This is a genomic window from Paenibacillus montanisoli (genome assembly GCF_003268025.1).
Lineage (GTDB): Bacteria > Bacillota > Bacilli > Paenibacillales > Paenibacillaceae > Paenibacillus_Z > Paenibacillus_Z montanisoli.
Genome location: NZ_QLUW01000002.1, coordinates 355,670 through 377,190, shown reverse-complemented (window position 1 = coordinate 377,190; position 21,521 = coordinate 355,670). Strand labels below are relative to the sequence as shown.

Below are 21,521 nucleotides of genomic sequence, written 5' to 3'. Positions count from 1 at the left end.
TCGTAAATACTTGAAGGTCATTACGAACGAAGGAATTTCGGGCGTGCTGTTGGCCAGCTTGATCGGGGGACCGTTCTTGACCGGTTTCATGCTCCATTCTGGGAGCAACTTCGGCGCAAATCGGTTTCGCGCTCGCGATTCCGGCTTTTGCCAACCTCGCGCAAATCTTTACGGCGATCGTCACGCACAATGTGGATAACCGCAGAGCATACGTGCTTGGCTATGGCGTGCTGTACCGGCTGCTATGGGTATTGACGGGACTAATTCCGTTCGTGCTGCCGCAGAGCTATTGGGTGTATACGTTTATCGTGCTATACCTGCTTTCATATTTGTGTTCCAATATAGCAGGCGTCATCTGGGCCTCCTTGATCGGAGATATGGTCCCAGCTCAAGTGCGCGGACGATATATGGGCATCCGCAACATGATAGTCGGCGGAATCGGAGCGGCTGCCGTTTTGGTTGGCGGCCAGCTGCTGGAGTATTTTTCGAAAGAGACGGGGTTCATCATTCTCTATGCGTTAGCGGCGGTATGCATGTTGTGGAACGGATATCATCTGTTCCATTACCCGAACATCCCGATTGAGAAATCAATGGAGTCCCAGAAGCTGAAGCTGCTGGTGAAGCCGCTGCGCGACCGTTCCTTTAGGCGCGCCTCGGTATTTCTGGCCTTATGGATCTTTCTGCAGAATCTGGCGGTTCCGCTGTTCTCGTATGCCATGCTGGACGTCATCCATGTAAGCATCCAGTGGGTTTCGGTCATTACTACGATTCAGATGATCGTCATGATGATCAGTTACTATGTATGGGGCAATCTGAATGCCAAATACGGCACCAAACGCATGCTGTTCTGGACGCTGCCGATCATTGCTGCTTCCTGTTTGTGCTGGGGAGGGATCGCGTGGTTGCCGGCGATTCCGGTGTTGATCGTCGTTCATATTTTGCTGGGGATCGGGACTGGCGGCTTTACGCAGTTGACCTTCAATTTCACGATTGAAGAAGCGCCCGGCTCCGAACGGTCGATCTACGTGGCTGTATATGCGGCGCTCACCGGCTTTACCGGTTTTCTCGGTCCGATATTGGGCGGCGAAATTTATCACAAACTGACATTCATGCCTGCATGGTTGGAGCAATACGGCTTCAGCGTGTTCATGGGCTTGGCTCTGCTTGGCGTCGCGTTTACGGCAGGCAAGACGATGCTGAGCGCAAGTTCGGCTAAGTATGGAAGGGCCGGCTTGGTCAGAAGCAAAGAGAAGGAGCTGTTAAGCTAATCATTAGCTTAACAGCTTTTTTTTCGTTGAAGCCACAATTGGCGGCCGTATGCTATACTCGAGCAGTGGACGAACGCCGCCGCCATTCAACTGTCGGTTGAATCTCGTTGTTCAACTGACTATTGATAGAGTAGGGCAACCCATCGTGCTATTCTGATTCCAGACAGTGCGCACTGTACAATGATGCAAGTGGAGGCGACCAATCATGGATATGCGGAAGATCGGAGCATTCATCTCAAGTCTTAGAAAAGAAAAAGGAATGACGCAGGCGGAGTTCGCCGAGCGTTTAAGCTTGAGCCATCAAGCGGTATCGAAATGGGAGCGCGGCGAATCGCTGCCCGATATCAGTCTGCTTCCGGCGATCAGCCAGCTCTTCGGCACGACGATCGATGAGCTGCTTGCGGGCGAGAAACGAATTGTGCTTGCGCAGGTGGCCGCTGCGGTTGAACCGGCATCAACGGGAATTGGCGCTGATGCAAATGTAAATGTTGATGTAGATGTTGATGTTGATGTAGATGTTGATGTTGATGTAGATGTAAATGTAAATGAAGATGCGGATGTTGGCATCGATGCAGAAGAGAATATCGAGATGGCTGATTCAGTCGATGACGGGTCGCAAGAGGAAGCCGGCCAAACGGAGAGCGCAGATGATTCCCACCCAAGCATGCAGGCGATTTTGCAATTGGCGCCGTTTCTGAGCAGCGAAACAATTGACGAAATGCTCGGTTACGTGGAAGAGGGACAACTTGATTCATCGATCATTAATGGATTGGCCCCTTTTATCAGTCAATCTTCGTTGGCCCGGCTCATCGATAAAGTAGAAGCAGGCAAGCTGGATATGCGGCAGCTCTCAGGGCTGGCTCCTTTCATGGCGCCCGAGCAAATTGACAGGCTTGTTATGCAAGCGGAACAAGGAACGACCGATTGGGATGCCGTTCAATCTTTGGCGCCGTTTATCAGCCAAGAAACGCTAAACCGACTGGCCGATCGGGTCGTAGAAGGCAGCTTGGATGCCAAACGCGTGCTTGCGCTTGCCCCTTTCTTATCCGCTGAAACGATTGAGAAGCTTTTGGATCAAGTGAAATCAGGTCATTTGAGCGCCGATGTCCTCTCCGGCTTGGCGCCGTTCATCCGCAAAGATTCGCTGGAGCGGTTGATTCGCGGCATGCTGGAAAAGTCGCTGTCTCGTACTTAAGCAATTCATTAAGCCAGGAGCCTTCCGGAGGATCCTGGCTTTTAGTGTTAGGCCTTGTATCTAGGATGCCGGTTCATATAACATGGAAAGGGATTGCATTATCTTCGAGGAAGGAGCTTCATTCCAATGTCAGAGAAAAATTACCAAGCTTTAATCCATGACCGGATCTTTATGGGCGGCGCCGCGGACGTGGAAGCAATGGTCAAGAACGAAGACGTTGACGTCGTCGTCGACTTGCGTGCCGAATCAACCGGCTGCGCATATGACGGCGCGGAGGTGGAATGGATTCGGATTCCGCTTGGCGACAATTCGCCGGATGACCATTTGCTGTTTCGGCAGGCGATTGAAGAGGTCGTCAGCGCCTATGAGAACGGCAAGAAGGTCGCTTTTCACTGCGCGGGCGGCGGCGGCAGAACGGGTGTCGTAGCAGTCGGAACGCTGATTGAGCTAGGACAAGCGCAAGGTTTGGCCGAAGCGGAAGAGAAGGCGGCTGCCATCCGTTCCCGGATCAACATCAAGCCTCCGCAGAGAGAAGCGCTGCATAAATTGTATAAGAAATAATCTTGAAACCTGCCGTTACCGGCGGGTTTCTTTGTTTCTTATTGGTTGTGAATATAGTTGTTTACAACGGGAACGTACGTACGCTATAATTGGAATTACTTGTAAAGATAACCATGGCTAAGGGGAATCGGATGATGAATCAAGCTGAGGTTCAAGAGATTTTCCGGTCGGCGCTCGATCGGATTACGGACAAGCTTCGCAGCGACAATAAAGTCATCGCCGCGTTCGTTGGCGGAAGCCTGTCCTATGATCAGGTATGGGAGAAGTCGGATATCGACATGACGATCGTTGTGGATGAGGATAAGCGTCCATATGCGTCGTTTATGCTTGTCGAGAACGGGATTTGCATTTCGGCCAATGTTACCAATCGGCAGAACTTCAAGCAGAACATGGAGCGCTCTCTGCAGACGGGCTTCTTCCACTCCTATTTATATAAGAGCACCATGATGTTCTGTCATGATGCGGCCATTAAGGACATTTACGATCGGCTTAGGCATGTTGGGGAACGGGATCTTGACATTCAACTGATTCAGACTGCTTCTTGGGCACTAACCTCCTTGGAGAAGGCGGAGAAGTGGATTGTCGTCAAGAGGGATCCGGTATACAGCTTCGTTTGGCTGATGAAAACATTGGAAGCGCTTGCCCAGATTGAGGTTATGCTGAACCTTGATATTCCGACAAGGGAAGTCATTCAACAGGCACTGAAGTACAATCCGGAATTTTTCCGATCCATGTATTCGGAACTGATCGAAGCTCCCAAAACGATAGACGGCATGACAGAGGCCGTGCGGCGCGCAGATAACTATTTAGCCGAGCGTCATGAACGTCTATTTAAGCTGGTGTACGACTACTTGCGTGAAGAGAATGATATCCGCTCGTTCTCGGAGATGATGCAGCATTTGAAGAACCGGTACAAGATGGAGGACATGCTGATCGTGCACGGCTGCGAGTGGCTCGCGCAGAAAGGCTACATTCACCGCGCTTCCTCATCGCTTAAGCTGACGCCGCGCAGCCGAATCGAGGTGGAGGAGCTGGCTTATTTCGACGGGAAGGGGTTTTTTTGAGTGAGACAGACGATTTCGATTCGCGGCGCCCGCGAAAATAATTTGCGCAACATCTCCGTCGACATACCGCGGGAGAAGCTGACGGTCATTACCGGCGTAAGCGGTTCAGGCAAGTCTTCGCTTGCATTCGACGTCATATTCGGCGAAGGACAGCGGAGGTTTATGGAATCCTTATCTTCCTCGTATGCCAAGCGGTATATTACCCAGCTCAAGAAGCCTGACGTCGACTTTGTCTACGGTCTGTCGCCCGTCGTTTCAATCGAGCAGAAGACGGGCACGCCGAATCCGCGCTCGACCGTAGGTACGATGTCCGACGTGTACGACTTCGTCAGACTGCTGTTCGCTACCATCGGCGTACCGCACTGCCCGAGGTGCGAAGCGGAGCTCGAGGCGAAGTCGCCTGCCCAGATCGCTGAGCATATACTCAAGCAGCTGCCTGGCTCGACCATTGAGATCTATGCGCCGGTTAGTAAAATCTTCGGAGAGGATTACAACTTTCTATTCGATGAGATTCGCAGCAAGGGGTATCGCAGGTTCAAAATCGACGGCGTTATGCACGATACCAGCGATCGCATCGAAATCGACGAGCACTCGCCGCATGAGCTCGAGGTCCTCATAGATACGTTTAAAGTGAAGAAGGATATTTACAAGCAGCTCGTCTTGTCCATCGAACAGGGATTGAAGATTGGCGAAGGTTTTTTGCATTTCGTGCCAAGCGGAGAGAAAGTGACCGAGAAGGTCCTTCGTCAGTTCTATGCGGGCTTTGCTTGTCCAGATCATCATATCTCCGCAGGCGAACTGCAGCCCTATTACTTTTCGTTCAACGACCCGGAAAGCGCATGCAGAACTTGTCTAGGCATCGGGTCGTACAAATACGCCCAGCCGGAACTGATGATCGCCAACCGTGAACGAAGTCTCCGCAAGGGAGCGTTGAACGAGCGGATTTACAACTTGCGTAATCCGAAAGCCTGGCGCAATATGATTATCCATAGCCTATCCAAGCATTACGGCTTTAGCTTGGACACGCCGTTCAAGGATCTTCCGCCGCATATTACGGATATCTTGTTCTATGGCACGAAAGGGGAACGGTATCCGTTCATCGGACCCGAAGATGGCAGCCGCGATCGCTGGTTAGAGCCGTATATCGGCCAAATGTGGACGTTCGACGGCATTGTCGGCGATATCGACCGCTGGTACCGGAATTCCCGCAAGAAGCAAGATTTAAAAGGCTACGAGGAATCGATGTTCAATCTGGTCATGGTCGAGCAGACCTGCCCGGAATGCAAAGGTCACCGATTTAAGCCGGAACGGCTGCTCATGAAGGTTGGCGGCAAATCCATTCACGATGTCGGAGCGATGGCGCTTGACGAGCTAAAAGCCTTCCTGCAGGCACTTGAGCTGCCGGATCGGAAGAAAGGCGTCGGCGGCCAGATTATGTCGGAGCTGACGGGGCGCATAGATTTGCTGCTCGGAATCGGTCTGGATTACTTGAACTTGGACCGGCGCTCCGATACGTTGTCCGGCGGTGAAGCACAGCGGATCCGGCTGTCCACGCAGCTTGGCTCCGGGCTCATGGGCATGCTGTACGTGCTCGATGAGCCCAGCATCGGCTTGCATCCGCGAGACAGCCATAAGATGATCGAAACGTTGAAGAAGCTGCGCGATTCCGGCAATACCGTCATCATTGTCGAACACGACACGGAGACGATGGAGGCGGCCGATCATCTGATTGAGATCGGGCCTGGTCCGGGCCAGCACGGCGGTATCGTTGTCGCGCAAGGCACGCTTCGCGAAGTCAAGAACGATGAGGCTTCGTTGACGGGACAATATCTCAGCGGCAGACGGAGCATTCGCCTGCCGGAAGCGAGGCGGCCGCTCGGCGATAAGTGGCTGCGCATATTCGGCGCTAAGGAGAATACGCTGAAGAATGTCGATGTCCGCATTCCGCTTGGGGTCATGACATGCGTGACCGGCGTATCCGGGTCAGGGAAGAGCAGCCTTATCAATGATGTCCTATATAAATCGCTCTATAAGCATTTCCAGGATGCGCGCATCATTCCTGGTCAGCACGAACGGATTGAAGGGCTGGAACAGATTACGAACGTTATCAACATCGATCAATCGCCGATCGGCAGAATGCCGTCATCCAATCCCGCGACTTATGTCGGGGTGTTCGACCGGATCCGTAAGCTATTTGCTTCGCAAGAGCTATCGGTTGAACGGGGATATACGGAATCGCATTTCAGCTTCAATGCCAAGGGAGGGCGCTGCGAAGAATGCAAAGGTTACGGTACGATAACGTCGCAGCTGCTCTTCATGGCCGACTACGAGTCCGTCTGTCCGACCTGTAAAGGCAGCCGTTACTCGAGCGAGCTGCTGGATGTTACCTATAACGGCAAAACGATCTCCGATGTTCTGGAAATGTCGATCGAGGATGCGGAAACATTCTTCAAGAATGAGAAAACGGTCGCCCATAAACTGAGAGTGCTGAACGAGCTTGGCGTCGGCTACTTGCGTCTAGGGCATCCGGCTACCGTCATGTCGGGCGGGGAGGCGCAGCGCGTCAAGCTTGCTGCCGAACTCGGCAAGCTCAAGCGCGGCGCGCATAACCTATATATCTTCGACGAGCCGACGACAGGGCTGCATCTGGCCGATATCCAGAACCTGCTCGACTGCTTGCACCGTCTCGTGGATGCCGGTCATTCGGTACTGATTGTCGAGCATCACTTGGATGTCATTAAGACGGCCGACCATGTCATCGACCTTGGACCGGAGGCGGGTCGAAACGGCGGCTATATCGTTGCTGCCGGGACGCCGGAGGAGATAGTGCGGGTCTCCGCATCCTATACGGGGCATGCACTGCGCGGCTTACCTGAATTTGCTGGCGTTACGGTCTAATCTGACTCAAATTCCGAGTATGATGGGGAATATGGCTTACTCAGATGTAATGAAATTTCCGGTATTGACGGAGATAGCTTATTCCGATGATGAGTTGACGTTCTACGAGAAGGCGAAAGTGATCTTCATTGTTGAGGATGGTTCGATTAAAGGGAAATAGAGAAGGAGAAAGAGGCAGCCTATTCTAGGCTGCCTCTTATTCATCTGATCGATTCAGCTTGAAATGATTCGGCAAACAGAGGATAATTCATAGAGCCTAACTTATTTCAATCAAAGGAGCACCCGCATGACACCGATTCTTCTAATACCGGTAGCCATCATGGTTCCGGTTATTATTTTTATCGCATTGATTTTTATGTACCACAAACGGAATAAATCCGATCGAGCCGATCATTAACCAATGTTAAATACGGTGTATGGTTAAAGCCCGGATAGCGTTCGGCCATCGCGTCATCTGCGAACGTTCCGGAACTTTGAGGGCATGACGCCGACCGAGTTTCGGCGAAGCCTGCTGGATCAGGGTTGAAAAAATGGTAGATATCTGATCTTCTGCAACAATTCGAGACCCGTTCTCGTCAGTGCATGTATGAAAATCATGGCTGAAAAGGAGAACGGCAAATGCGAAAACAATTACTCGTCCTTTCCCTTACGTGCTTGACGCTCGCAAGCGGAGCGGCGCTGCCTATTCATGCAGCGGCGGACAGCGTGACGAAGAAGCCGCTGAACGAAGCGTTCGATCAATTGGTGGTCGTTCCGTACGATTATCAGAACAAGCTGTTCGTGAACGGTCAATTGACCGACTACATGGGCGATTACCAGATGGCCAATCGAAACGGGCGCGTACTGGTGCCGATCCGTTTGATGGGAAATTTGGCTACGCAAGCCTCCGGTTATTCAAGTACATGGGAAGCGGTGTGGCAGCCTGAGCATCCGAACGACGTTATTTTGAAAAACTCGAATCTTCGCAAGACGGTTAAATTCACCGTGGGCAGCAAAACGATGCTCGTCAACAACGAGCCCCAAACGATGGATGTCGCACCGCAGAAGATAAATGGCCGGATCATGCTGCCATTACGAAGCGCTGCCGAGGCGCTGGACAAGCGGATCGATTGGTTCGACGGGTTAATTCTGATCGGCGATGTCGCCGTTGATTTGAAAAGTCAGCAAACCGCAGCCATAAAGGATCAAATCAAATCCATCCTATCCGACCGCAGGAAGAGCGTCGATTATCAGAAAGCCGTTAACCCGCTCACGAAGTTCGGCAGCTCGGTGTATTATTACAAACGAACTTATAAGGATAACACGGAAACTCAAGAGCTATACCGCAAAGATGACGGGAAGAAAGAGACCCGCATTCCGCTCCAGGGCCGCGTAAGCTTCGATTACGCCAAGATCATCGATAACGAGCTGTATTATCTATCGAATATCAACAACAAGACCGAGCTGGACGCATTTGCGCTAGGCAGCAACAAGACAAGAAAAGTAAGCGCCATCGACGAATGGAACCTCGGGGACGGCTGGGTATCGGATATCCGGAAAATCGATCAAGAGCTCTACATCAATCTTCATTACGGCGATCTGACGATGGGGAGCGAGACGTTGTACAAGGTCGATCACGGTGCCCTCGAAGAGGTTTCGTCTGCGAAGAACTACATCAATTATGTCAAAGCAGGAAACGTCCTCTATCAAACCGATTTCCATCCGATGATTGAAGGAACCGATAATTTATACCAAATCGATTTGAACACCGGTAAAGAAACCCGGCTGGGCACGAAGGGCTTTACGTATGGCGTGCACCGGATTCTAACCGATACTAGCGCCAGTTATGGTTATAACCAGTCGTTATATGTGCAAGGCGGAAGCTTGTATGTACTAGGTTATCTGGATAGCGATGTTAAAGATGTCAGCGCGGTATACAAAATCAACCTGACAGATCAGTCGCAGGTGAAGTTGACCGGTCCGGCCGGCGATTTCTGGTTGTCCGGCAATTATATCTACTATATCGATTCCGTTAGCGGCTACCTGAAGCGCGTCGACTTGAACGGAGGCGGCAGCAAAACGGTGGTTGCGCGAAAGCTTCTGCAGCTACAGCTCGTAAACGGCAGCGTATACTGTACGTCCGGCGAGAACGTCAACAAAATCGCGCCGATTGGCAAGCTGTACCGCTACGACATAGCAACCGGTAAAGAAGTAAAGCTTAGCGGCAATTCGGTCAAATCTTTCTATGTCGGAGCTGCCGGCATTTATTTTGTGTCGAGGGGATACGATTTAGGACTTTACAAGGTTGGCGCTAACGGACAATCGACCCGTCTCGTGAAAGACAGCATCGACTCCGCGATCTTGACCGATGCCGGGATGGTCTATACGCTGAAGTATCAAGAGGGGATTTATTCCGTCAAATAGCACTAAAACGATCATGAGGGGCTTGCCAAATGGCAGGCTCTTTTTGCTATGCCTACCGAATGGTGAGGATAGTTCATCCGATGGCTGAATAAATATTACTATGGATCCTTCGACATCGTCTGCAGGCGCTGAATAAGATGAACGTAAAGGTAAAAAAAGGATGGGACAGCATGAAAAAACAACGAAAGCTTGAAGGGCAATCACCTGATTTTTTTCCGGTACGTGGAATCGACTACATCGAGATGTATGTCGGCAACGCGAAGCAAGCCGCACACTACCTGTGCAAAGGCTTCGGTTTCAAGCCTACGGCCTACGCAGGCTTAGAAACCGGCGAAACCAGCAAAGTATCTTATGTGCTCGAACAGAACAAGGCGAGGTTCGTTATTAGCGGGGCGCTTGCGCCCGATCATCCGATCGCGGAATTTGTCAAATTGCACGGCGACGGCGTAAAGGACATCGCGATGCGAATCGATGATGTCGAGAAGGCTTACCTTGAAGCGGTATCTCGAGGCGGGATTCCGATTATGGCGCCTCGCGAATATTCGGATGCCGGCGGCAAGGTGACGATGGCGGCCATTGGGACCTATGGGGATACGATCCATACGTTAGTCGACCGAAGCGGCTACAAAGGCTTGTTTCTGCCCAACTATGAGTCCTGCGAGATGAGCATTCCCCATCAGCCGACCGGGCTGATCGGCATAGACCACGTAGTGGGCAATGTCGAGCATATGGAAGAGTGGGTGCAGTACTACGAGAACATCATGGGCTTCAAGCAGATGATCCATTTCGACGATAAAGACATTTCGACCGAATATTCGGCGCTCATGTCGAAGGTGATGTTCGGCGGCGGGCGGATCAAGTTTCCGATTAATGAGCCGGCTACCGGCAAGCGCAAATCACAAATCCAAGAATATCTGGATTATTATCACGGAGCCGGGGTGCAGCATATTGCGATTTTGACCAATGACATTATCGATACGGTAACCACGCTGAGGAATAACGGCATCGAGTTTCTGAGTACGCCGGACAGCTATTATGAAATGCTCCCGGACCGGGTCGGCGAGATTGACGAAGAGCTAGCCATGCTGAAGGAACTGAATATTTTGGTCGACCGGGATGACGAAGGATACTTGCTGCAGATTTTTACGAAGCCCATCGTTGACCGTCCGACGTTATTTATCGAGATCATTCAACGCAAAGGCGCCGTCGGCTTCGGGGAAGGCAACTTTAAGGCGCTGTTCGAATCCATCGAACGCGAGCAGGCGCGTAGAGGCAATTTGTAATCCAGGCGCGACGGTGAAGGGAGAGGATCGAGAATGCCGTTTTATCACCGTATGGGGGAGATTCCGCCGAAGAGGCATACGCAGTTTCGCAAGCCCGACGGTTCGCTGTATCGCGAGCAAGTGATGGGGACGAAAGGCTTCTCGGGCATTCAATCGATCCTCTATCACCACCATGCGCCTACTGAAATTACGAATGCGCAATTACTTGCGGTCTACAGGCCGCAATATGAAACGCAAGGCGCGCTTCGGCACCGGCATTTCCGGACTGGCGGATTAGCCGCGAAGGGGGATGCGGTCGCCGGCCGGCAGTACTTGCTCGGCAACGACGATCTCTTGATCGGCATCGTCCATCCTACGGAAGCGATGAACTACTATTACCGCAACGGCGACGGGGATGAGCTGCTGTTCGTCCATAAAGGGACCGGAACCGTGGAGACGATGTTCGGCACGCTGCGATACAGGCCCGGAGACTATATCGTGCTCCCGATCGGCACGATCCATCGGATTCTGCCCGATGCCGGCAAATCCAAGCTGCTCGTCGTGGAGACGAACAGCTGGATCACGACGCCGAAGCGGTATCGCAACGAGCACGGGCAGCTGCTGGAGAACAGCCCGTTCTGCGAGCGTGATATACGGGTACCGGAAAAGCTGGAAACGTTTACGGAGAAAGGCGAGTTCGAGGTCCGGACGAAAAAAGGGGGTTATCTTCATTCGCACGTCTACCCCCATCATCCGCTCGACGTGGCGGGCTGGGACGGTTATTTGTATCCGTGGATATTCAACATCCGCGATTTCGAACCGATTACCGGCCGCATTCACATGCCTCCGCCGATCCATCAAACCTTCGAAGGGAACCAGTTTGTCATCTGTTCGTTCTGTCCGAGGCTGTACGATTACCATCCGCAATCCATTCCCGCGCCGTATTATCACAGCAATGTCGACAGCGACGAAGTGCTGTACTACGTAAAGGGCAACTTCGGCAGCCGCAAAGGCATCGAGGAAGGCTCGGTGACGCTTCATCCTTCAGGCATCCCGCACGGGCCTCATCCTGGGAAGATCGAAGCCAGCATCGGCAAAAAAGAAACGAACGAGCTCGCGGTGATGATCGATACTTTTCGCCCGCTGCAAGTGGTAGAGCATTTGCAGGGAGCCGAGGACAAGAATTATGTGTACAGCTGGATTACAAGCTAGGTTGCAGCCATCCACCTCAGGAAACGTAAGGAGTTGCTGAATATGGGGCTAAAGCCGGTTTGGCGCCCGACGAAAGCCGATATGGCAAATACGCGGCTGTTTCGCTTGATGCAGCAGCATGGGTTCGACGATTATGACGCGTTTTACCAGATGTCAATAGGAGACATCGCCTGGTTCTGGGAAGCGGTCGTGCAGGATATGGGAATCGCTTGGTTTCGGCGCTATTCGCAAACGGTTGACCTCTCCGCGGGCATCCGCTGGCCGTCGTGGTTTGCCGGCGGACGGATCAACGCCGCCTATAACGCGGTCGATAAGTGGCTGAAGGACCCGGCCGTATCGAGGCGAACCGCGCTGATTTGGGAAGGGGAGGACGGCACGAGCCGCAGCTATACCTATCGCGAGCTTGCCGTGCAGGTGGACCGCGCGGCGTACGGACTGCTGCGTTTGGGCATCCGCAAGGGGGACCGCGTGGCCGTCTATATGCCGATGATCCCGGAAACCGTCATGGCCATGCTTGCCGCAGCCAAGCTGGGAGCGATCAGCGTACCGGTCTATTCCGGATATGGCGCTGATGCGGCAGCGAAACGGCTGACAGGGGCTGGCTGCAAGCTGGTCGTGACGGTGGATGGATTTTATCGCCGCGGTAAACCGGTGCTGATGAAAGAGGAAGCCGATCATGCGGTGGATGCATCCGGCTGCGTCACGAAGGTCGTCGTCGTGCGCCGGCTCGGTTGTCCGATATCATGGCGATCGGAGAAGGACGTCGATTGGGCCGAGCTGACGCGTTCCGCTAGTAGAGAGTCGCCCGTCGCGTATCCCCTCAGGAGCTCCGACCCGCTCATGCTGCTCTATACCTCCGGCACTACCGGCGCACCGAAAGGCATCGTCCATTCGCATAGCGGTTTTCCGATTAAAGCGGCGTTCGATGCCGGTTATGCCATGGATGTTCGACCCGGTGACGTCATGCTATGGATTACGGACATGGGGTGGATGATGGGGCCGTTCCTCATGTACGGCACGCTGCTCAATGCCGCAACGATGGTATTGTACGAAGGTGCGCCGGATTATCCCGGCCCCGACTGCATATTCCGCCAAGTCCAGAAGCACGGCGTTACGCATCTCGGAATTTCGCCAACATTAATTCGCAGCTTGATGAAGCACGGTGAAGCTTGCTATCGGGATTGCGATTTGTCTTCGCTGAGGGTCATCGGTTCGACAGGGGAGCCATGGAATCCGGAGCCTTGGATGTGGCTCTTCCGTGACGTCGGCAAAGAACGCGTGCCGATCGTCAATTACTCGGGCGGGACGGAAATATCCGGCGGCATCCTCGGCAACGTGCTGCTGAAGCCGATTGCCCCGGCCGGCTTCAATAGCGCAATCCCCGGCATGCATGCGGAGGTCTATTCTGCGGAAGGGAAGCCGGTTAGAGGAGAAGTGGGGGAGCTCGTCCTGAAGAGCCCTTGGCTAGGCATGGCAGGCGGTTTCTGGCAGGAGCCGGAGCGTTATGAGAGGACGTATTGGTCGCGCTGGCCGGATATTTGGGTACATGGCGATTGGGTTCAGCTGGATGAGAACGGCTATTGGACCATTACCGGCCGTTCCGACGATACGCTGAATGTCGCGGGCAAACGGCTTGGACCTGCGGAGCTGGAATCCCTGCTCGTCGGCCACCCGCAGGTTGTCGAAGCTGCGGTCATCGGCGTACCCGACGAGGCGAAAGGCGAGGCAGCAGTGTGCTTCGTCGTTCCCGGGAACCGCCAGCTGCCTGACGAAGCCGCATCGGCTGCATTCGTCGCGGAATTGTTCAAATGGATTGCCGATCGGCTAGGGAAGGCTTTCAAGCCGAATGCGATCCATCTGGTTCAAGCGCTGCCTCGTACCCGAAACGCGAAGGTCATGCGAAGAGTCATTCGGGCCGCCTATTTGGCGGTTGATCCAGGCGATTTGTCCGCGCTTGAGAATCCGGAGGCAGTCGACGAAATTCGGAGTCTGGCCATGCGAGGCAATCTAGGCAGCTGAATCGTTGAATCTTGTAGCTTCGATGGTGAAGGAGGTGCGAGCATGCTGTTAAGCGCAAAGCAATTGTTGACGGAGTTGATTGACTATGCGGGGCTGTTCCCGCCGGCGGAGCTGCCGATGGAAGATGCGATTCGTCAATTCGCTCGCTATGCCCGCGATCAGGATCAGTGGATGCTGGGCAAGTTCGTGGTTCCGGTTTCCCGGCTGGATGAATTGGAGCCGCATATAGGGTTATTTTCGCAAGCGCAGCCGCTTCATCTATCGGCGATCGGCTATCGATGCCGCAGCAGCGCCGAATGCTTGGAGCTGCTGAATGGCAGCTTAGCCCGGATACGTTCGTTCCATGCGGATGCGCAGGATGCGGCCGTGATCGACACGCTCGATTTGCCTGTGCCGCCGATACCGGTACAAGGCCAACTCTTGACCGCGGTCGGAGCTGAGACAGCCGGTGCCGGGTTGCGGACCTTCTGCGAGTTTACTTACGCGCTCGACTCGCACTGGGAGTCCAATATGCTCGAGGCGATCCACCAGCTTGCGATATACAATGCCGCAAGTGAAGCGAAGCTAGGCTTGAAGCTGCGAACAGGCGGACTGTCAGCCGAAGCGTTTCCTGCTCCGGAACAGGTCGCGCTCGTGCTGCAAGCATGCAGGGATAGTGCCGTTTCCCTCAAATTTACGGCAGGCTTGCATCATCCGATCCGCATGCATCGAACGGAAGTGAGCGCGAAGATGCACGGTTTTCTCAATGTGTTTATTGCAGGGCTGCTCGCGCATGCTCATGGTTTAGACCGTAAACGCATAACGGAGATCGTGGAGGACGAGGATCCGAACCATTTCCGCTTTACGGACGATGGCTTGGAGTGGAACGCTTTCTCGATACCGACGGCAGAAATTCAACGCTATCGCGAAAAAGCTTTAACCGTGTACGGAAGCTGCAGCTTCGACGAACCGCGCGATGAGCTGAGGGAGCTGTATAAACTGGAGCGAAGGAGCTGATCGAATGGCGCTTGCGCGCTCATTTATAGACGTGGAGCCGGAATCTCACTTTCCGATTCAGAATCTCCCGTATGGCGTGTTTCGTCCCCGGCAAGGCGGCTCCCCCCGGATCGGTGTCGCAATCGGGAGCTATGTATTGGATTTGGCCGCCCTCGATGATGCCGGCTTATTGGCGGACACAAGTGCCTCCGGTAAAGGAGTTTTCGCAAAGCCGTCGCTTCAAGCCTTCATGGCGCTTGGCCGCCCGGTTTGGAATGAGGTTCGCGCTGCCATTAGCCGTCTGCTGGATGCCGATGAGCCGGCCTTGCGGGATAACGAGGGGTTGCGGCGAGCGGCCTTGTACCGTCAAAGCGAAGTAGAACTGCTGCTGCCGGTTGAGATCGGGGATTATACCGATTTCTACGCCTCCAAGGCCCATGCAACGAATGTCGGCACGATGTTCCGCGGCAAAGAAAACGCATTGATGCCGAATTGGCTTCATCTGCCCGTGGGGTATCATGGAAGATCAAGCTCGATCGTGATCAGCGGAACGGACATCCGTCGCCCGAACGGGCAAATGAAGCCGCCGGATGCGGCCGCGCCCATCTATGGACCTTGCCGTCAGCTTGATTTCGAGCTGGAGATGGGCTGGGTGATCGGCACCGGCAACGAGCGGGGGATGCCGATTCCGATCGAAGAAGCAGAGGACCATATATTCGGTCTAGTGCTTGTAAACGACTGGAGCGCGCGCGATATTCAATCCTGGGAGTATCAGCCGCTCGGACCCTTCCTGGGCAAAAATTTCGCCACGTCCGTTTCGCCATGGGTCGTGCCCCTGGAAGCGCTGGCGGCTTTCCGCGTTCCGGCTCCGGAACAGGAACCGAAGCCGCTGCCTTACTTGTGCCAGCAGCGCCCATGCACATACGACATCCATTTAGAGGTCTGTCTGCAAAACGCAAGCTCCGAGCGGCCGGATCGGATCGCGGCAAGCAACTACAATCATCTCTATTGGACCATCGCACAGCAAATCGCGCATCATACGGTTGGCGGCTGCAACCTGCGCCCTGGGGATTTGCTCGCCTCCGGCACGATCAGCGGGGATACGAAAGAATCGCGAGGCTGCATGCTGGAACTGACATGGCGCGGTACGGAGCCGATTCGGCTGAGCAGCGGCGAGGAGCGGGTGTGGCTTTCGGACGGCGACTGCTTGGCTCTAACCGGGTGGTGCCAAGGAAATGGCTACCGAATCGGATTCGGCGAGGTAAGCGGGCGGATTCTCCCGGCATATTAACAACAACATCTTGGTGCAAACAGAAGAGGGAGTGAAGCAAATGAAAGTGATTCCTCCTCATATAACCCCATATATAGCCGAGCAAGACTACGATCGATACACGCCTATCGATCATGCCGTTTGGCGCTACGTCATGCGCCAAAACCATCATGCGCTGCAGCATACGGCGCATGCCGCATTCGTGGACGGCCTAAGACAGTCCGGCATCGAAACGGAAAAGATTCCCCGCGTTTCGGAGATGAATGCCTGCCTGTCGAAGATAGGATGGGGCGCGGTTATCGTAAACGGGCTTATTCCTGGCGCGGTCTTCTACGAATTGCTTGCTAGCGGCATACTGCCGATCGCGGCGGAAATTCGAAAATTATCGAACATCGAGTACACGCCTGCACCCGACATTATTCATGAAGCGGCGGGCCATGCGCCTATTCTGTTCGATTCGGAATATCGAAAGTACGTGCAGACCATCGGCTCAATCGGCACGAAAGCATTCTCCATGAAAGAGAGATCGGAAGCGTTCGAGGCGCTGCGCAAGCTCACCATTGTCATGGAGGATCCGAAATCGACGCCGGAAGAGAAAGCGGCAGCCCAGAAGCTCGCGGAAGAAAAGCAGCATGCCGTGCTCGAATTAACGGAAGCCGAAAAGGTGTCCCGTTTATTCTGGGCAACCGTCGAATACGGGCTGATCGGCGAGCTGGGCGATCCGAAAATCTATGGCGCCGGTTTATTGTCCTCGGTTGGCGAGAGCAAGCATTGTTTTACCGGCGCCGTCAAGAAATTGCCGTATTCGGTGGAAGCTTGCGCGGCTAGTCCTAAGATCGTTACCGAGATGCAATCGAAGCTATTCGTATGCAGAAGCTTCGATGAGCTGATGGAAGGCGTTCAAGCGTTAGCGGATACGATGGCGTTCCGGGTCGGCGGAACGGAAAGCTTGGAGAGAGCGGTGCGCTCACGAAGCGTGGCCACATTTGAGTTTAACTCCGGTATTGCTGTAACCGGCGTCGTCCATGGTCTCATCAAGGATTCGAACGGGGAAGCGATTTATGTCAACACGACCGGTCCGACTGCGCTTTCCGCGAATAACCGGCAGCTGGAAGGGCATGGGAAGGATTACCATGCAAAGGGCTTCGGTACGCCGATCGGGAAGCTGCAAGGCCACATTGCGATTGAAACCTGCGATGACGATGCACTGGCTGGGATGGGCATTGCAACAGGTAACACCGTTCAATTGCAATTCGAGAGCGGCGTAAGCGTCAGCGGCCGTATAAAGGGCATGTTGAAAAATGGACAGCGTGCGATGCTTATTTCATTCGATGATTGTACCGTTACGCTGGACGGGAAAGAGTTATTCAAGAAGGAGTGGGGAACCTACGATATGGCTGTAGGATCGCGCATTGTCTCCGCCTATCCCGGTGCGGCCGAACCGTCCTCGTATTATGACCCGCCTGAACCGCAGCTTGCTCCGCCGCACGAACCGCCTGCTGCATGGACGGAGCTGGAACGTCTCTATCAGCAGGTCGCAGCGATTAGAGAGCAGAATAATCTCACGGCCGGATGCATCCAAGAGCTTCTCGACATTCATCAGGTCCTTTGCCGTTCTTATCCGAATGATTGGCTGCTGCGGTTAGAGCTGCTCGAGCTTGCGTCGGAGCATGCCGGGCTCAATCAGCTCGAACTGCCGCTTAGAGATGAACTGCAGGAGCTCAGTAAGGTCGATTCCTTGGCCAACCTCATTAAGAATGGCTTATCCGTTCTGTAGTAACCGACAAAAGAAAGGCCCAACAACCGGAGAAGGTTGTTGGGCTTATGCATGCCATTAACGATTTGAATGCTCATCCAGCTTCTGCCGGATCGCTTCTTCAATCGCATCCATCGGATCGGTTCCGGGTTTCGGAATATAGCTGCTCGAAGGTTTTTCCGGTTTCTGGTAAAGGCCGCTTGCAACCGCAAAATCGACTGCAATCGCGTCTTTGTCTTCGACCAGCACTTGAATTAGCGTTCGTGTACTGCCAGCTTGCTTGGCCAGCAGTGCCGAGTAGGCGGCTTCTACCATGTCGCCGCGAAGAAACGGATTGGCAGTTGTCAGCCGCTTAGCGGTAGCTGCCGTCAGCAGGCCATTTTTCTGCGACAGCTCGGCAGCTTTGGCCGGCGTTGCCTCAGGGTAGCCCAAGAGCCGGTTAATCAATGTCAGAAATTCCTTGCCTGTCATCAGGCGATCCGGGGCAAAGGCAGTGGAGGATGTTCCTTTTACATACCCTTTGCTCACGGCATAGGCGATGGAGGCGGCGGCCCAGTGCGATGCTTTGACATCTTTGAAGGCCGGCTTTAGCTTCGCTCTGTCCGCATCATCCGCTTCGCCGGCGAGTCGAAGCAGCATGACCGTTCCTTGCGCGCGGGTAAATGCGGCCTCGAGCTGATAGCCTTTGTCCGTTCCCGAGAATAGCCCGAGCTGCTTCAATGTATCGGCCTGCTTCGCTTGGCTGCCCGATCCGGCATAAACCGAGGAGGATAGCAGGAGCAGCATGGCGGCTAGAAGCAGGATAAATATACGCTTCATCTTCATGGCTGCGTCACCTCGGCTGCCGGCTTAACGGGCTCCGGCAGCGGTTGCTCCGGCGCAGGCTGATCGATGATCGGCTCATCAGGCTTCGGATTTTCCGTAATCGGCTCATCAGGCTGCGGCTCGACTTCCTTGCCGTTTATTTCGCCTGTATGCTGAAGGCTGTCCGGATTATACGCGTATGAGCTGACGTAGTCCGCGAACGGATCAAGCGGCATTCCCGGATAGATCAACGGCTGCGCCTGCAGCTGATAGCCGCTGATCTGTCCTTGCGGACTCAATGACTGGACAAGCGTCACCGACTTCAGCGGTTCGGTAAAATCTTTCACGACCGTAGTGCCGTCCAGCTTCTTCCCCGACCAAAATTGGATGGACGTCTGTTTCTTCAGCGTGCCGGCCTCATCGTAATAATCGTTGCGAATGGAATTGCTCAAGAAGCGTTCCGAGCCGCCTTCGCCGGTCATTTTAATGAATTGCTCTTCGGTATAGCGATCTCCGTTATACAAATGAACGACGCCGTACATCACTTGAATCGGCTTGTCCGGTCCGCCCGCAAGCATCGTCAGCCAATGATCGGAAGCCGCATAACTGGCAGTCATCGTAAATTCGGAAGCATACACGACGTCAATCCGGTCAAAATCATACGTAAATGTCTCGGCCGAAGCATGCGTGAGAGGGAGAAGCAAGAGCAGGGCCAGCAGCAGAGACGCCAGCTTGAAACGAATGGCTTTCAAACCTATTCAACACCTTTCTTGTAAAAAATCTACCATTTTCAATTTTACAGAGGTGTCATAGGTTTGTCACTAAGCTATTCGCCGCGCATTTATTCTAGTATCGTTCCCAGGATGATAAGCAGCCCAAAAGAGATGAGAATCAAAGCGAGCAAATAGGTCCATCTAAAAGTTTCGAAGAAAACAACAAGGATCAGCCATATGGAAAATTGCTTAGTTTTTCTGGCCTCTATAACGCCGGTATAGAAACGAATCAATAGAATGCCGCCAAACAGCACGATCAGGCATGCGAACAGAAACGGAACCGGTTTATCGATGAGCGTTCACCCCTTCAGGTGCATTATTGCCTCCCGATAGTTAATTGAAACGGAACAGCAGACCGTAATTATGCTTTAAGGCCTATGGACGCAGGGGTCTGCAAATGGTTAAATTGTACTAGCTAAAATTTTATGACATTAACTATTCACGGAGTGAAATAATGAAAAAGAGATTCGATTACATACCGTGCCATTTATTATTAAAGGGGATATTGTGCGCCAGTGTCCTTTTCACTGGACTGCCTACGGCTTTGGAGGCATCTCAACCGATAGTTTCGAAACCAGTCGCCTCGGCTCCGATTAAGGTCTATGTGAACGGACAACCCATTCATCTGCCGGTAGCTCCATTGATCATGAACGGGAAACTGATGTTGCCTGCCAAAGCTATGTTTGATGCGATTGGCGCCAGAATTCATTTGCAGAATAGACGTATTACGGTTGTGAAGGGGATGAACCGAATTGACGGGCGGTTATCTTCCAATAAAGTCATTAAAAGAAACCAAACTTTTGCACTATCGGCAATGCCTATCCTAATAAACAACCGTTTATTTGTGCCTGCGAAATTCGTTTCTCTTGTTTTGGAACGGGAAGTTACGTTCGATTCAAAGTCTAAGTCCGTTCATTTCGGCTATAGCGAAGACCAAATGCAGAGTTTTCAAAGACAGCTCTTTCAAGCTGCGGGAACAGGGGATGTGCTTGCTATCGAGGCTATAATTCGCCGCGGTGTTGATATCAACAAGATTTTGATTCACGAGTATGGATATGCTAGGGCACTTGATTATGCCATTATCAATGACCACATCGAAGCCGCTAAAGTTCTTCTTGAACACGGAGCAACCTATGATAAGCAAAATGCGTTCAGAGTATTGATTACGCAAAATGGCGCAATGATGAAGCTTCTGCTTAAGCATGGTTTGGACCCTAATTTAAAATCACCGGCTACGAATCAAACCTTGCTCAGCCAGGCTTGCGGCACCGTTTATGCGATCAATCCCGATCGGAGTGAAACGCCGATTATCCCTAGCGTGCAAATCGTGAAGCTGTTGCTCGATGATGGCGGAGATCCTTCGCGGGACAATTCCTTATCCAATGCTATTCGATCCACCAGTCGTACCAACGTGCAGTTGCTAATTCAGCATGGCGCCGATCCATACTTGAAAGACTCGTCCGGGGCTTCACCGTATGAGTGGTCCGTGGCTCTTGGAAATTCCAGCTGGCTTACACCTATCCCCGAACATGTCATTCCAACGTTAGTCATCCAACGCTCTAACGGAACGCCTCTCAAGAGAGGTGCGCTCTTACTTAAAGGAATAAGCAATATAAGCTTTAATCAACAAAGCTTTGATTGGTCTGGGGATGAGCTATATTTCGATGTGCCTGACGGCGAGTACGGGATAACGGGGATTGTGAGCGCGGGTGCTGCCTATATTTTTGAAAACGAAAAATTGCGAGTAGAGTCAGGGCGATCGGCCCCCTCCAGTTATCGACTGCCCGCATTGAATATTGATGTGACTGTTTCGACTGCAGGAGCGGATCCGCAACGCGGTTTTATTTCGCTACTAGACGGGGACGGCAAAAATCGTATTACGTATATTGAGGTCATTGACGGTAAATTTAGTCTTCATCTTCCGCCAGGCAACTACCGGTTTGAGCATTATAAGCAGCTGCATTCCATCCATGATCTCTCAGGAGATACCACGTTTACAGTAACAGGGAATGGTGAGAGACGAAATTTGAATGTGTCGGTTTTATAAACTGCTATTGCTAA

General features: G+C 53.0%; 15 protein-coding genes. 13 read left to right on the top strand and 2 right to left on the bottom strand.

The features are described 5' to 3' along the window. Nucleotides 1-95 precede the first annotated feature (95 nt). From DL346_RS10970 to DL346_RS10915, 12 genes are all read left to right on the top strand, one after another. The gene (locus tag DL346_RS10970) at nt 96-1,268 is read left to right on the top strand and encodes an MFS transporter (RefSeq protein WP_112882168.1); all 1,173 of its coding nucleotides are present in this window, start codon (nt 96-98) and stop codon (nt 1,266-1,268) included. Nucleotides 1,269-1,473: 205 nt separating this feature from the next. Then, nucleotides 1,474-2,463, top strand: coding sequence for a helix-turn-helix domain-containing protein (locus DL346_RS29265; RefSeq protein WP_112882167.1), 990 nt, complete (start codon nt 1,474-1,476; stop codon nt 2,461-2,463). Between the two features lie 126 nt (nt 2,464-2,589). Beyond that, nucleotides 2,590-3,024 (top strand): protein-tyrosine phosphatase family protein, encoded by a 435-nt coding sequence (locus DL346_RS10960; protein ID WP_112882166.1) that lies wholly within the window; start codon nt 2,590-2,592, stop codon nt 3,022-3,024. Between the two features lie 131 nt (nt 3,025-3,155). Further along, nucleotides 3,156-4,088 (top strand): nucleotidyltransferase domain-containing protein, encoded by a 933-nt coding sequence (locus DL346_RS10955; RefSeq protein WP_133257517.1) that lies wholly within the window; start codon nt 3,156-3,158, stop codon nt 4,086-4,088. Further along, nucleotides 4,089-6,986, top strand: coding sequence for an excinuclease ABC subunit UvrA (gene uvrA / locus DL346_RS10950; protein ID WP_206098505.1), 2,898 nt, complete (start codon nt 4,089-4,091; stop codon nt 6,984-6,986). It begins immediately after the preceding gene. Nucleotides 6,987-7,604: 618 nt separating this feature from the next. Then, nucleotides 7,605-9,389 carry a stalk domain-containing protein gene (locus tag DL346_RS10945; protein ID WP_112882164.1) on the top strand — a complete coding sequence of 595 codons (1,785 nt, stop codon included), beginning with the start codon at nt 7,605-7,607 and terminating at the stop codon, nt 9,387-9,389. A 137-nt stretch (nt 9,390-9,526) separates the two neighbouring features. Next, complete coding sequence (gene hppD / locus DL346_RS10940; protein ID WP_420849550.1) at nt 9,527-10,672, top strand: 4-hydroxyphenylpyruvate dioxygenase; 1,146 nt, start codon at nt 9,527-9,529, stop codon at nt 10,670-10,672. A 33-nt stretch (nt 10,673-10,705) separates the two neighbouring features. Beyond that, on the top strand, nt 10,706-11,863 hold the full coding sequence (locus DL346_RS10935; protein ID WP_112882163.1) for a homogentisate 1,2-dioxygenase: 1,158 nt from the start codon (nt 10,706-10,708) through the stop codon (nt 11,861-11,863). Between the two features lie 42 nt (nt 11,864-11,905). Beyond that, a complete protein-coding gene (locus DL346_RS10930; RefSeq protein ID WP_112882162.1) occupies nt 11,906-13,882 on the top strand; it encodes an AMP-binding protein in 1,977 nt (658 codons plus the stop codon). 42 nt (nt 13,883-13,924) lie between these two features. Next, nucleotides 13,925-14,878 (top strand): hypothetical protein, encoded by a 954-nt coding sequence (locus DL346_RS10925; protein ID WP_112882161.1) that lies wholly within the window; start codon nt 13,925-13,927, stop codon nt 14,876-14,878. Nucleotides 14,879-14,882: 4 nt separating this feature from the next. Beyond that, entirely contained in the window at nt 14,883-16,148 is a 1,266-nt protein-coding gene (gene fahA, locus DL346_RS10920; protein WP_112882160.1) for a fumarylacetoacetase, read from the top strand. 31 nt (nt 16,149-16,179) lie between these two features. Then, nucleotides 16,180-17,904 carry an aromatic amino acid hydroxylase gene (locus tag DL346_RS10915; protein WP_420849549.1) on the top strand — a complete coding sequence of 575 codons (1,725 nt, stop codon included), beginning with the start codon at nt 16,180-16,182 and terminating at the stop codon, nt 17,902-17,904. A gap of 57 nt (nt 17,905-17,961) precedes the next feature. Here the strand turns inward: DL346_RS10915 and DL346_RS10910 are convergent, their stop codons facing one another. Next, nucleotides 17,962-18,708, bottom strand: a complete 747-nt coding sequence (locus DL346_RS10910) for an S-layer homology domain-containing protein (protein ID WP_112882158.1) — start codon at nt 18,706-18,708, stop codon at nt 17,962-17,964. Continuing rightward, nucleotides 18,705-19,439, bottom strand: a complete 735-nt coding sequence (locus DL346_RS10905) for a hypothetical protein (protein ID WP_112882157.1) — start codon at nt 19,437-19,439, stop codon at nt 18,705-18,707. Before DL346_RS10905 ends, DL346_RS10910 begins: the two co-directional genes overlap by 4 nt. Nucleotides 19,440-19,914: 475 nt before the next feature. Between DL346_RS10905 and DL346_RS10900 the strand changes: the two genes are divergently transcribed. Then, nucleotides 19,915-21,507, top strand: coding sequence for a stalk domain-containing protein (locus DL346_RS10900; RefSeq protein WP_112882156.1), 1,593 nt, complete (start codon nt 19,915-19,917; stop codon nt 21,505-21,507). Nucleotides 21,508-21,521 lie beyond the last annotated feature (14 nt).